Genomic DNA, 12,793 nt, shown 5'->3' with positions numbered 1-12,793 from the left:
GGAAAGCGGACGGCAGCGCCCCGTACCGGACGGGTCCGGTACGGGGCGGGGTGTGGAGGTCAGTGCCGGGTGGCGTAGCCGACGAAGTCGGTCCACGCGGTGGGGGAGAGGGTGAGTTCGGGGCCGTGCCGGTCCTTGGAGTCCCGGACGTGGACCGCCCGCGTGGCCCGCGCCACCTCGACGCAGGCGTCGCCGTCGGAACCGCTGTAGCTGCTCTTGAACCATGCCCGTTCGTCGGTGCTGCTCATAGCGCTCCTCGCAGTCGCTTCAGCAGGCTCCTGGAGTCGTCGGAGGTGAGAGCCTGTGAGCGCAGTCTCGCATACCGCTGGAGCATGATGCTGACCTCCTTCGGGGCCGTGATCAGCATCCCGCCACGCTGTCCCTCCGCGTAGCCGAACCACTTGTTGTCCGGGGACTCAAGGAGCATCAACGGGCCGTCGAACCCGGCGTGGTCCGGCTGGTGGCGGGGCATGATCTGCAACTCGACGTTGAACTGCGACGACCTCTCCAGGAGGTTGTCGAGCAACTCCCGTGTCACGTCCGGGCCTCCGGTGCCGCGCTCCAGCAGTGCCTGCTCGACGACGAAGCTGAACGTGATCGCCGGCCTGCGGTCGAACAGTTGATGGCGCTCCAGTCGGGCCGTGACCTGCTGGGCCACCTGTTCCTCGTCCTTGACCGGCGGGACGCTCTCCGTCACCGCCCGCGCGTAGCGTTCCGTCTGAAGAAGGCCGGGAACCACCCGGCACTCGTACGTCCACAGCGTCACCGCCTGCGTCTCAAGGCGCGCCCACTGCCGGAACCAACTCGCCAGCCCCACCTGCCGCGACAGATGCGGCGCGGCCCTGCGCAGCGCGCCGGTGTTGCCGGTCGCCTCCTCCGCGCGCTCCACGAAGCCCCGGTCCGGCATCCGGCGGCCCAGCTCTACCGAGGCCACCGTGTGCTTCGAGAAGCAGACCAGAGCGGCGAACTCCTCCCGGCTCAGGCCCGCGTGCTCCCGTAATGCCTGGACGACCGCACCGAAGGTGCGCATGCTGTCCGAGGTCCCGGGCTCGACACAACTCCCCGCGCCCGCCCCGCCGTCCGTGTTCTCGTAGGCCACCGTCGGCCACCTCCCGCGCACGTGCCACGTCCCCACACTTCTGACAGAGCGTCATCTTCACGCAGGGTGACACGTACTGTCCACCGAAAGTGCTCGTACGCTGACTCCGCGTACACGGGCCGTCGTCGATGAGCGGACCGGAACAGCCGCCGACTTGGGCGTACGGCACCACCGTCCGTCCTTCATGGATCGCCCAAAGCCGTTCACCGTACGTGCGTTCACTCCGTACGCGTGAAAGGTGTGCTGTTGAGGCAGGGCAGCCCGAAGCCGTCGTCTCAGCCGCTCTCCCACAGGCCGGTGAGCCACCGGGCCACCCCAGGCGCGCCCGCCAGGAGAGCCGGCGAGCCGAAGGCGAACGCCGTGCCGTCGGCGCCGAGGACCGCCCGTCCTCGCTCGCGGCACAGCGCCCCCCCGGCCGCGACGTCCCACGGCTTGGGGGCGATGCACACGCAGGCGTCCAGCCAGCCCTCCGCCACGCCCACCAGATCCAGCGCCATCGAGCCCTGCATGCGGACCCGGTAGGCCGCGTCCTGGACGCGGTCGATGAAGCGCCGCGCGCCGCTGCGCCCCGAGCCGGTGCCGGAGACGCCCACGACCGCGCGGCCCACGTCCTCGGCCACCGGACGTGCTCCCTCCAAATGGCCCGGCGTCGTCCACCGCCGGCCGAGGGCGGGCGCCTCCACCACGCCCACCAACGGGACGCCGTCCTGTACGTAGGCGAGCGACACGGCGTACATCGGCGCGCCCCGGGCGAAGTTCATCGTCCCGTCGATCGGGTCGAGCACCCAGCAGCGCGCGGGCATCGGGGTACTGGGGGCCCACGACTCCTCGCCGACGACCGGGACGCGCGGTGTCCGGGCGGTCAGCACCCGCGTCACCCGGGACTCCACCTCGATGTCGGCGGCGGTGACCTCCTCACCGGAAGCCTTGAACCCGGCAGCCTTCCATTCCCCTCCGGCCGTCGCAGCCCAGGCGGCGGCCTCGTCCACGGCCGCCTCGGCAACAGCCAACAGCTCCTGCCGGTCCGTCACGTCCGGGCCAGCGGTCGCTCCAGCAAGGTCTCCGCGTGGGCGCCGTGCTCCCCCATGACGTAGAAGCTGAGCCGGTCGAACACCCACTCCTTGGGGAGGTTGACCCGGTCCTGCGCGGTGCGGGCCAGCTCCAGGGCGGTCTCCTCCTCGGCGCGGCCCAGTGTCATGTGCGGTGCGTAGGCCCTGCCGGTGTACCGGTAGCCGTAGCGCTCGTAGCCGGCCCGCTCGTCGGCGGTGAACCGGGAGACGTCCTTGCTGCCGTCGAAGGACGCCCGGTCGAGATGCCGGTCCAGCGCGGCGAGCGCTGCCTCCTGCAGCGATTCGAGCAGCGGCGGGCGCTCCAGGGCGAGGAACAGCCAGCCGGTGGGCTGGTAGACCACACCCGTGCTGGACAGGCGCACCTCGCCGCGCAGACCGTTCTCGGCCGCCGCGGTGCCGATCAGCTCCAGCGCCTCGGCCGGAACGAGGGAGTCCTTGAACGGGCCCTGGAAGACCGTGACATGCGGGAGGTTGCCGTCCGGATGCAACGGAGGACGCAGACGCACGTCACCGCCGACCTCTCCCTGGAGTCGGACGGCGGTACGCAGGTGGTCCGCTCGCGGAAGCAGTGCGACACCGAGCCATCTCGTCACGGGTGAGCTCCAATCCGTGTGATCACATGACGTGCCGCGTCGAGGCCTCGACGCATGGAAGCCACCGGGGGCTCGCCGTTGAGCCAGCCGGCGATGACGCCCGCGTCGAACGCGTCGCCGCCGCCCGTCCTGTCCAATGGTTCCACCGGCACGGTGGGCTCGTGGAACAGCTGCCCGGCGGAAGTGGCCCACACGGCGCCCTCGGCGCCCATGGTCACTATCACATCACCGGACACCAGTTCTGCCGTACGGCGCGCGGTCCCGATGACGTCGGAGGCTCCGTAAGCCCGCGGGAGACGTGCCGCCTCGTCGGCGTTCATGAAGTTGAGCGACGCCCCGTGCGCGAGCGGGCCCATGTCCCTGCCGTTCCACTCGACGGAGACGCTCCGCCCGGTTCGGTGTGCGAGTTCGACGACGCGTCCGAGTGCGGGCGTGGGTTCCCCGACGACATGGACGTGGTCCACGGTGCGCACGTCCTCCTCCGTGACGGCGTCGAACGCGAGCCGGCGGTCGGCACCCGCGAAGGTCAGCATCCGCTTGCCGGCGCCCGACGACAGGACGATGGCCATGCTCGTACGAGCCCCGGTCTGCACCTGGACCAACGAAGTGTCGACGCCCCTCGAACGCAGGACGTCCAGGCACATCGCGCCCGCCGTGTCGTCGCCCACGGCGGACACCAGCCGGACGGAGCAGCCCTGCCGCACCAGCCCCACGGCGGTGTTCGACGCGGCACCGCCCGGCAGCACGGAACAGTTCCTGCCCCGCAGCTTCTCGTGTTCCACCGGGAGCCGGTCGGCCTGTGCGATGACGTCGAAGTTCACGCCTCCCATGACCAGTACGCGCTTCGGTGTGCTCACGGCCGGCCCCAGCGGTAGCTCTCGAACAACACGTGCCGTACCAGCCGTTCACGGCTGTCGGGCAGTGTCTCCGGCGGGAACGAGGCGTGGGCCACCAGGTCACGGACCAGACGCTCGAACACCTCGTCGTCGGATCCGCACTCGTGGAACGACCGCATCAGCTCGCGGTGCAGCTCCCCGGGGCGCAGGTCCAGCTCCTCCAGCCACGTCCGGTTCGCGATGAGCACGTTGGCCGCGGCCGAGCGCAGCCGTGCCTGGGTCCGTGCCGGCAGCATGTCGGAGTTGAGGAGTTCGAAGTAGCCGTCGTCCTCCCGGGCGTGCATGCGCAGGTTCTGGCCGCCCACCGCCAGCACGTCCCGGTTCAGGTGGAACAGCTCCAGTCCGAGGTGGTGCGGTACGTCGAGGACACTGACTCCCCTGCCCGCGAGGCCCGCCTCGTCGGTCGAAAGCGCCGAGAGCAGGTTGTCGAACATGTCGCTGTGCTTGGGCACCGCGATCTGCGCACCGGCCGGATCCGCGAGGAACTCCTCGGCCGTCACTCCGCCCCACCGTCCCCCGCGGGCGGCGAGCAGGTAGAAGTTGCGACCGCCCATCGAGTAGCCGACCCGTCCGATGGGCACCACCTGGTCCTGCAAGGCCTCGTCCGTCTCGAGCAGGCGATGTATGCGCTGTTCGTTGTAGACGGCGGCGTCGAGGAGCCGGGTCGACACGTCCCGTACGAGAGCGTCGGACCAGGGAAGCTGCAACGACACCACATGGTGGTTCCGTCGTGCCAGGGCCCTCTCCAGGCCGCAGCCCAGCAGGACGGCCTTCACCACGATCAGGGTGGAGTCCGCGAGCCGGGTCGTGCCCGTACTGCGCCGGTGGCCGGAAAGCTCCTGCCGGACGGCCTCCTCGGCGAGTGACCTGCTCGTCCGCCCGTACCAGGCGGCCAGCTGGGTCAACGCGTCGAGGCACGGCCTGACGTCCTCGGCGGAGATGTCCTCGGCCGACCCGTCCTGGGCGTGACTGCCGTAGTTGCCGTAGTTCTGGATCGTGCGCACGGCGAGCACGACCTTGGGCGGCATCAGGTTCTTGGTGGTGAGCACGGTCAGCAGGGACTCGAGTGTCGGCTTCGAGCCGACCGCCTCCCGCATCGCGATGTCCAACAGGATCGACTCCGCTGCTTTCCTCGCTGTGCCGAGGAAGACCTCGGGGTCCGATTCCGCATAGCTCAGGGCTTTCCTGTACAGCCGGAGCGGCTCCCCCTCATTGGTTCTCACTCCGTGTCCCGTATCCTTTTCCCCCAGTTCGCGGCCAGCAGGCTAGCGCGTGATCAGGGGCGGGAACAGGCGGTATCCCGCCGTTGTGCTCGTCCCGGTGACGGGGCGGCCGGGCGTCATCGGCCGCCGTCGGGACCCCTGCCGCGCAATGAGGACAGCACGAGGCGACCGTAGCGCGTGGTGAGGGCCAGGGCCGTGGTGGCCAGCGCGGCGGCGAGCGCGACGAGGACGGCGACGACTCCCTTGGCGTCGAGCACCTGGAGGATGCTCAGGGCCGTACCGACCGGCAGGCCCAGAACGGTCAGGACACCGAGTGCACCCGCGATCTGCTGACTCTCCTGGGTCTGCACCAGCCTTGCGTAGTCCGCCGCTTCGGCGAGGATCTCGTCGAAGCGCTCCGCGAGGCGGTACTGGGCCTGGAAACCCAACAGCAGTTCGTTGGCCGGGCCGTGGGCGGTGAGGTGCTGACGCCAGTAGGTGCTGCGGAACGTGGCGATGTGCCGTTCGAGGGTGGACATACGGCGGGCGAGCTTCGGGCCGTCGAAGACGCCGGAGAGGTCGTCGGTCAGTTCGTCGATGTGGTCGCGCTGGATGCTGCCGAGCAGCAGGGCGTCGAGGTAGACGGTGCGGCCGTGCAACTGCGCGAAGCCGTAGAAGTCGCCCTCTCCCGGGTCGGCGCGGTGTCCGAGGAAGGCCGCACCGTGGCGCAGCACCAGAGCGCTCCAGTCGGCGGATATGCGCAGCGCGTGTTCCGTCCGGTCGGGCCACTGCTCGAGCGGAGTGGGGAAGTCGGCCTCCGTGGACCTCGAGGCGAGGTACCAGAGCCACTGGTCGGCCGTCTCCGGGAGCCGTCCGTCCTGCCGCAGTGCGGGAGTGTGCTGTGCGCCGGGCGTGAGGAACGCGACCGTGTACGGGCGGGCGATCGCGAACGGGGCGGCGACACCGCGTGGTTCGGCGATACCGGCCAGCAGCACTCCGGGGGAGAACGGACCGTCGAGCGGATCGGGGGCGGCGGGGCTGCGGTGGCCGATGGCGCGCAGCGTCTCCAGCAGGTTGGGGCCCTCGACGTCGAAGTGCAGCACCGCCAGCCCGTGGTCCGGATGGCGGGCGGTGGCCGTGCGCAGCAACTCGATCCCCCTGAGGTGCAGGGACCCGTGCTGCACGTCCATGAACCGGTGCCAGCGGCACGGTCTTTCAGGTGTGCCGTAGAGGACGCGGGCGGCGGCCGGGGTGAAGTACGTCTGCCGGGTGGTGGCATCGGTGCGACGGCTGCCGAGCTCGAAGGGCAGGGGACCGGCCGGCCAGCCGGCGGGCCAGCCGGCGGGCGCGGTGAACCTGACCGGCAGGACGACGGCCAGTGTCTGCCGGACGCCGGTGACGGAACTGAGGTCCGCGTTCAACGGGGATGCCTCCGGTACGCAACGGATGGTCATGGGCCGGGCGGGCCCCAGGATAGGGATCACACCGCACCCCGGGCAGGGCGCCCGATGCTCCGTGCACGCGGTGCGCGACTTCCGGCGTCCGCGCCGTTCACCGCATGTGCGCGTACGCAGGCCCGGCGTACGCGGGTCATTGCCGGTGAACGGCCCGGATTCCCCACCCTATTGGGTACATGACACCACCGCCCATCCTTACGACCCTCCAAGAACCCGTCCCTGTATGCGTGTTCACCCGGCGGTTCAGCTCCACCCCTGCGCGGCGCACGCCTCGTCCGCCACCTCGTGCCGCACCGACTCGACACCTGGGGCGTCCCGTACGGCGGCGAGGCGCCCGACACCCCGCCCTGCCCGTCGCTGAACCGGACCTGCCCGGCTGACGCAACCGTCGCGGGTGAGTTGTCCACAGAGCGGGGCATCCGCCGGGCGCGGCGGCGATGATGGAGCGATGGGGGAAGATCTGATCCGGCCCACCCGCGGTGGGCGTACGACAGGCAGGCCGGCACTCGCGGTGCTGCCGCCGGTGCTGCGCGCGTCGCTCGGGGCGGTCGCGGTTCTCGCCGCGCTGATGGTCGTCGTACTCGGGGTCCTGTACGCCGGTGACAGCGGGCCCGGCAAGGTGGACGCGCGGATCCTGTCGGTGGTGGACGGTGTGGGGCCGCCGTGGCGGCATGTCGCTCTGGCCGTCGACTTCCTGGGAGAGCCCGTGGGAGCGGCGGTGCTGGTCGGGGCCGCCGTGACGGGCTGTCTGCTGCTCCGGAGTCCTCGCGCGGCGGTGCTCGTCGTGGCCGGCCCCGGCCTGACCGTGGGGACGACGACGCTGCTCAAGTCCCTGGTGGGGCGCACCATCCACGGCGACGACAACCTGTCCTACCCGAGCGGGCACACCGCCTTCCTCACCGCGTTCATCCTCGTGACGGCACTGCTCGTGACCGGCCGGCGCGGCCTCGGCGGGGCGGCCGGCACGTCACTCGTGCTCGGCGCGGCGCTGGTCGCCGGTGCCGCGATGGGGTGGGCACAGGCCGCCCTGGGCGCGCACTACCCGACCGACGCCCTCGGCGGCTGGTGCACCGCGCTGGCGGTGACACCGGCGACCGCGTGGCTGGCCGGCACCGGCCGGTGGAGGCACCGCTGACGTCACGCCAGGCGGCGGAAGACCGGCTTCACCGGGCGTCCGCCCAGCCAGGGGGTCGGGTCGCCCGCGTCCAGTGCCTTGCGGTACACCGCGCACGCCTGGGCCACCACGTCCACGGTGTGCTCGATGTCGGCGTCGTCGAGCGCGCCGCTCACCACGAACGACGGGGCCAGCACCCCGCCCGCGAGGAGCCGGCGCAGGAACAGGGTGCGGTACGCCTGTGAGGGCCGGCCCATCTCGTCCAGGGTGGCGAAGACCAGGTTGCTGGCCCGGCCCCGGACGACGACGTGGTCGCCGACGCCCATGCCGGCCGCGGCCTCGCGCACACCGGCGGCCAGCTTCTCGCCGAGCGCGTGCAGCCGCGCGGTGACGCCCTCCTCGGCGTAGACGGTCTGCACGGCCATCGCGGCGGCCAGCGCGTGCGTCTCCGCGCCGTGCGTGGTGGACAGCAGGAACACCCGCTCGCCGGAGTGGCGCAGCCCGCCCCGCTCCATCAGCTCGCGCCGCCCGGCCAGCGCGGAGACGGCGAACCCGTTGCCCAGCGCCTTGCCGAACGTGGAGAGGTCGGGGACGACGCCGTACAGGCCCTGGGCGCCCGCCTCGGACCAGCGGAAGCCGGTGATCATCTCGTCGAAGACCAGTACGCAGCCGTACCGGTCGGCCAGTGCGCGCAGGCCGGCGAGGTATCCGGGCGGCGGCTCGGTGTGGCCGGCGGGTTCGAGGATCAGGCAGGCGACCTCGCCCTGGTACCGGGTGAGCATTTCCTCCGTGGCGGCCAGGTCGCCGTAGGGGAACGCCACGGTGAGTTCGGTGGTCGCCGCCGGGATGCCGGCCGACATCGGTGTGGTGCCGATGAACCAGTCGTCGACGGAGAAGAACGGGTGGTCGGCGCAGACGGCCACCCGCGGGCGGCCGGTGGCGGCGCGGGCGAGGCGCACCGCGGCGGTGGTGGCGTCGGAGCCGTTCTTCGCGAACTTCACCATCTCGGCGGTCGGCACCGTGGCCAGGAAGCGTTCCGCGGCGTCGGCCTCCAGGACGGACGGCCGGACGAAGTTACCGCCGCGGTCGAGTTCCCGCCGCACCGCCTCGGTCACGCGCGGGTGGGCGTGACCGAGGCTGACCGACCGCAGGCCGGAACCGTACTCGACGTAGCGGTTGCCGTCGACGTCCCACACGTGGGCGCCGCGGCCGTGGCTGATGACCGGGGCCAGGTTCTCGGGGTACTGGTCGTCGCCCTTGGCGTAGGTGTGCGCGCCGCCGGGGATCATGGCGTGCAGCCGCTCGTTGGCCGCCCGCGACCGGGGCAGTTCGAACTCTTCGGTGTCCACGGCGACCTCAGCTCTCTCTGCGCTTCAGGACCTCGGCCAGGCTCGGCGCCTCCCGGTCCCGTTGGGATATCGACGTGACCGGCAGCGGCCAGTCGATGGCGAGTTCCGGGTCGTCGAAGGCGATCGTCACGTCCTCGGCCGGGTCGTGCGGGCGGTCGATCCGGTACGAGGTGTCGGCGGTGTCGGTCAGCGCCTGGAAGCCGTGCGCGCACCCCGCCGGGACGTACAGGGTCGTCTGCGTCTCGCCGGACAGCTCGAAGGAGGCCCGGCCCAGGTAGGTCGGCGAGTCGGGCCGCAGGTCCACGACGACGTCGTAGATCCTCCCGTACGAGCACCGCACGAGTTTCGCCTCGCCGGCGCCGGAGCGCAGGTGCAGGCCGCGCAGCACGCCCCGGACCGAGCGGGACAGGCTGTCCTGGACGAAGGCGTCCGGGTCGAGGCCCACCGAGCGGACCACGTCGGCGTCGAAGGTGCGGCAGAAGAAGCCGCGCTCGTCGGCGTACGGCGTCGGCTCGAACAGGTACGCCCCGGTGATCTCCGGGACTTCGGTCGCCTTCATGGGGCCTCTCTCGGAAGGTGGGTGTGGTCGGCCGCCGGGAACAGGGCCGTCGTCAACGCGGCGAACTGCCGCTCGACGCGCCGGGCGGCGTCCAGGTTCCGCTCGGCGAGGGTGCGCCGCAGCTCCGCCGACCGCCGCTCCAGCTCGCGGAACTGTGCGAGCAGCCGGTCGGCGTCGGTCTCGCGGGCCGGGTGGCAGTACGCGCCCAGACCCATCCGGGCCATGAGCGCGTCGCTCTTCGCCGAGTAGCTGAGCGCGAGGGTCGGCGTGCCGGTCTTCAGCGCGCAGATGAGGTTGTGGTACCGGGTCGCCACCACGGTGTCGGCGGCCGACATCTCCTTCATCAGGTCGGCCAGCGAGGCCGTCTCGGCGGCGGTGACCAGCGGCGAGTCCACCGCGTCGAGGATCGCGTCGACGACCGGCCGGTCGAGCTCGTCGCCGATGAGCAGCCGGACGGGCCTGCCGTCCTCGGCCAGCGTGCGGACGAAACGGGTCGTCCCGTCGAGGTGGCGCCGGTGGATCTCCTCGGCCCGGTCGCGCTCGTCGTTGCTCCCGTGGAAGTCCATGACGCCGACGCAGACCAGGCCCGGCGGACCCGCGGGCGTGCTCGCCGGCGGGGCCGGCAGGGCGAACGCGAGGTCCTCGTAGACCTCGTCGCGCCTGGTGTCCACGCCCATCGCCCGCATCGCGTCGCGGGACACGGTGTCCCGGTACGACCGGTACGCGGCCAGCCGCGTGGACCAGCGGGTCAGGGCCCGGGTCGGCCGGTTGCCGATCGTGCCGGCGCCGACGCTGACCAGCGCGACCCGGGTGCCCAGCAGCCGGCCGGTCGCGCAGAGCAGGAACAGCGCGTACGGGAAGCCCCACGGCCGCAGCGGCAGCGTGGTCTCCAGGACGCCCGTGCCCGGCACGATCACCACGTCGTGCCGGCGCACCCAGACGGCGGTGCGGACGACGTCGACGAGTTTGCCCAGCCCCTTGGCCGCGACCGCGCCCGCACGGGACGCGGTCCGGTACTCCCCGCGGTACCAGTGCAGCCGCGTCGCGGGGATCCCGTACCGGGCCGTGACGACCTCGGGGCCGCCGCACATCGCGTCCACGACCGCCTCCGGATGCTCGGCACGGAGGTATCCCAGCACGGCCTCGAGCGACCCGTCGTTGCCGATGTTGCCGGAGCCGAGCAGGCCGAACACCCCTACGCGCGGGGACGTCACGCGCTCCTCCCTTCACGGCCGGCGACGAGGGCGTCGACGGAGACGGTGAGCCGGCCCGGGGCGACCGGGGCGCGGTCCTCGACCCGCTCGCCGGCGCCCGGCCGGACCCGGCTGGTCATCCACGCGGCCAGGTGGCGGTAGCAGGCGCGCCGGTCGGCGGGGGACAGCGGCGCCCGCCGGACCGCCGAGACGAAGCCCCAGACGTACTCGGCGAGCAGCCGGGGCGTCGGGTGCAGCGGGCCCGCCCGGCGCGGGTCCAGGTTGACGCACCGGGAGCGCTTGGAGGGGTTCGCCCGCTCGGCGCGGGTGGGGTGGTCGCGGCGGAAGTACAACAGCTCCGGCACCTGGTGGAAGGGCCCGTGCAGGGTGATCTCGGCGACGAACGTGCGGTCCGCGTGGTGGTAGCTGTCGTGCGGCTTCACCCGGCGCAGCACGTCCGCCCGCATCACCCCGTAGAAGTCGTCGCCACCGGGTTCGAACAGCAGGCTGCGGAAGCGCTCCGGCGCGTGCGGCGAGTCGGTGGCGAGCGAGTACTCGTAGGGGACCTTCACCCGGCCGTCGCCGTCGATGACCGCCTGGCCGCTGTGCGCGAGGACGATCTCCGGCCGCTCGTCCAGCGCCTCGACGCAGGCCCGCAGCAGGTCACGGGCGTACAGGTCGTCGTGCGAGGCCCACTTGAACAGCTCGCCGCGGCACTCGGTGAACACGTAGTTGTGGTTCGGCGCGGCGCCGATGTTCCGGGGCAGCCGGATGTACCGGATGCGGGAGTCCCGCGCGGCGTACTTCCGGCAGATGTCCTCGGTCCCGTCGGTCGAGGCGTTGTCGGAGACGACCAGCTCGAAGTCCTCGTAGGTCTGGCCGAGCAGGGCGTCGAACGCCTCGGCGAGGTACTCCTCGCCGTTGTACACGGGCAGGCCGATGCTCAGCCGGGGATGGGGGGTCACGGTGTCCTCACTTCGCGGATGCTTCGGGGATGGGGAGGGGGTGGTGCTCGCGCAGGGCGGACCGGAGCTGGAGCCACCACACGGCCGAGCCGCAGGCGGCCGCGGCGGCGACGCCCCAGGCCGAGCCGGTCGTGCCGGCCACGACCGCACCGCCGATCCCGCCGACGACGTAGCAGGCGGAGGCGAAGAGCTGACAGCGCAGGCTGCGCCGGGCCGCGGCGAGCGCGCGGAGCCCGGCCGCCGCGCCGGTGCCGAGGCCGGCGCCCGCGACGCCGAGCGTGACCGGCACGATGAGCTCCGAGGCGGCGGGCCAGACGTCACCGAGGACGAACTCGCCGAGCCGGTCCGGCACCAGCAGCAGCGCCGCGCCCCACAGCAGCGCGCCGACGGCCTGCCCACCGCCGAGGAGGAGGCAGAACGCCCCGAGCCGCCGCGGGGCCTGCCGCAGCACCCGCGCCGCCTCGGCGACGGTGACCAGCGACAGTCCCATCAGCACGGCGAGGAACGGGCCGAGCAGCAGCTCGGCGCCCCGGATCACCCCCACCGCGCCGACCCCGACGATCGCGCCGAGCCCGTACGCCCGCAACTGGCTCGCGCCGCTGACACCGACGTTCTCGACCAGGTACCGGTGACCGAGGTCGTGGTGGTCGCGGTGCCACGCGCGCGCCCCGGCCGGCCGGGGCCGGATGCCGGACTGGAAGCAGCCGTACGCCGCGGCCACCGCGGCGGAACCGCCCCAGGCGAGCAGGAAGGCGGTCACGCTGCCCACGTGGGCCGCCACCACCATGGCCGGGACGAGCGCGACGCCCCACACGACGTCGTTGACGAACGCCTTCCGGCCGGCGCCGGCGGCGAAGAACGCGTACCGCCAGGCGTCCTGCAGCAGCAGCCCCGGCAGTACGAGGCCGAGACCGGCGAACGCGGCCCCCACCTGGCCGCCGATGCCCAGTCCGGCGGCCAGACACGCCGTGCCGATACCGGCACCGACCCAGAGCGCGGTACCCGACGACCGGGCCACCGCCCCGCGCCAGGACGCCTCCGGCACGCCGCTGAAGCGCACCACGAGCGGGTCGGTGGCCAGCCCGCGGGAGACGTTGAGCACCACGCCGTAGGTCACCCAGGCCAGGCTGAACACACCGAACGCGGTCAGCCCCAGCGAGCGTGCCACGTAGATGCCCACCGCGAAGTTGGACAGGCTGGAGGCCGCCTGGTCGGCCAGTCCCCAGGACAGCCGCCCGGCTACGGCCCGCCGGGCGGACCGGGCCGGGGTCGTCGTCTCTTTCCCGGTGGGCATCG

The 12,793-nt window shown here is 72.4% G+C and carries 13 protein-coding genes; 1 reads left to right on the top strand and 12 read right to left on the bottom strand.

Going from position 1 to position 12,793, the window contains the following annotated elements; genetic code table 11:
- Positions 1 to 59 precede the first annotated feature (59 nt).
- From ACF1DX_RS11610 to ACF1DX_RS11580, 7 genes are all read right to left on the bottom strand, one after another.
- Complete coding sequence (locus ACF1DX_RS11610; RefSeq protein ID WP_391790992.1) at positions 60 to 248, bottom strand: DUF397 domain-containing protein; 189 nt, start codon at positions 246 to 248, stop codon at positions 60 to 62.
- Entirely contained in the window at positions 245 to 1,099 is an 855-nt protein-coding gene (locus tag ACF1DX_RS11605) for a helix-turn-helix domain-containing protein (protein WP_391790991.1), read from the bottom strand. Before ACF1DX_RS11605 ends, ACF1DX_RS11610 begins: the two co-directional genes overlap by 4 nt.
- Before the next feature lie 275 nt (positions 1,100 to 1,374).
- Complete coding sequence (locus ACF1DX_RS11600) at positions 1,375 to 2,109, bottom strand: inositol monophosphatase family protein (RefSeq protein WP_391790990.1); 735 nt, start codon at positions 2,107 to 2,109, stop codon at positions 1,375 to 1,377.
- 17 nt (positions 2,110 to 2,126) lie between these two features.
- A complete protein-coding gene (locus ACF1DX_RS11595) occupies positions 2,127 to 2,762 on the bottom strand; it encodes a 2'-5' RNA ligase family protein (RefSeq protein WP_391790989.1) in 636 nt (211 codons plus the stop codon).
- Positions 2,759 to 3,619 (bottom strand): carbohydrate kinase family protein, encoded by an 861-nt coding sequence (locus ACF1DX_RS11590; protein WP_391790988.1) that lies wholly within the window; start codon positions 3,617 to 3,619, stop codon positions 2,759 to 2,761. Before ACF1DX_RS11590 ends, ACF1DX_RS11595 begins: the two co-directional genes overlap by 4 nt.
- Entirely contained in the window at positions 3,616 to 4,881 is a 1,266-nt protein-coding gene (locus ACF1DX_RS11585; RefSeq protein WP_391790987.1) for a hypothetical protein, read from the bottom strand. The genes ACF1DX_RS11590 and ACF1DX_RS11585 overlap by 4 nt, the downstream gene beginning before the upstream one ends.
- Before the next feature lie 116 nt (positions 4,882 to 4,997).
- The gene (locus ACF1DX_RS11580; protein ID WP_391790986.1) at positions 4,998 to 6,281 is read right to left on the bottom strand and encodes a hypothetical protein; all 1,284 of its coding nucleotides are present in this window, start codon (positions 6,279 to 6,281) and stop codon (positions 4,998 to 5,000) included.
- A gap of 484 nt (positions 6,282 to 6,765) precedes the next feature.
- On the opposite strand from ACF1DX_RS11580, the gene ACF1DX_RS11575 reads away from it, so the two are divergent.
- On the top strand, positions 6,766 to 7,452 hold the full coding sequence (locus ACF1DX_RS11575; protein ID WP_391790985.1) for a phosphatase PAP2 family protein: 687 nt from the start codon (positions 6,766 to 6,768) through the stop codon (positions 7,450 to 7,452).
- A 2-nt stretch (positions 7,453 to 7,454) separates the two neighbouring features.
- On the opposite strand, the gene ACF1DX_RS11570 is transcribed toward ACF1DX_RS11575, so the two are convergent.
- The 5 genes from ACF1DX_RS11570 to ACF1DX_RS11550 are packed head-to-tail and all read right to left on the bottom strand — an operon-like array spanning position 7,455 to position 12,791.
- Positions 7,455 to 8,780, bottom strand: coding sequence for a glutamate-1-semialdehyde 2,1-aminomutase (locus tag ACF1DX_RS11570; protein WP_391790984.1), 1,326 nt, complete (start codon positions 8,778 to 8,780; stop codon positions 7,455 to 7,457).
- Between the two features lie 7 nt (positions 8,781 to 8,787).
- Positions 8,788 to 9,339 carry a dTDP-4-dehydrorhamnose 3,5-epimerase gene (gene rfbC / locus ACF1DX_RS11565; RefSeq protein ID WP_391790983.1) on the bottom strand — a complete coding sequence of 184 codons (552 nt, stop codon included), beginning with the start codon at positions 9,337 to 9,339 and terminating at the stop codon, positions 8,788 to 8,790.
- Positions 9,336 to 10,553, bottom strand: a complete 1,218-nt coding sequence (locus tag ACF1DX_RS11560; RefSeq protein ID WP_391790982.1) for a polysaccharide pyruvyl transferase family protein — start codon at positions 10,551 to 10,553, stop codon at positions 9,336 to 9,338. The genes rfbC and ACF1DX_RS11560 overlap by 4 nt, the downstream gene beginning before the upstream one ends.
- Entirely contained in the window at positions 10,550 to 11,497 is a 948-nt protein-coding gene (locus ACF1DX_RS11555; protein ID WP_391790981.1) for a glycosyltransferase family 2 protein, read from the bottom strand. The genes ACF1DX_RS11560 and ACF1DX_RS11555 overlap by 4 nt, the downstream gene beginning before the upstream one ends.
- A 7-nt stretch (positions 11,498 to 11,504) precedes the next feature.
- Positions 11,505 to 12,791, bottom strand: coding sequence for a hypothetical protein (locus tag ACF1DX_RS11550; protein WP_391790980.1), 1,287 nt, complete (start codon positions 12,789 to 12,791; stop codon positions 11,505 to 11,507).
- Positions 12,792 to 12,793 lie beyond the last annotated feature (2 nt).

The sequence above is a fragment of the Streptomyces sp. NPDC014676 genome (assembly GCF_043084105.1).
Classification (GTDB): Bacteria; Actinomycetota; Actinomycetes; order Streptomycetales; family Streptomycetaceae; genus Streptomyces.
Note: the sequence above shows the minus strand (reverse complement) of the source record. Positions and strands in the feature narration are given on the sequence as shown.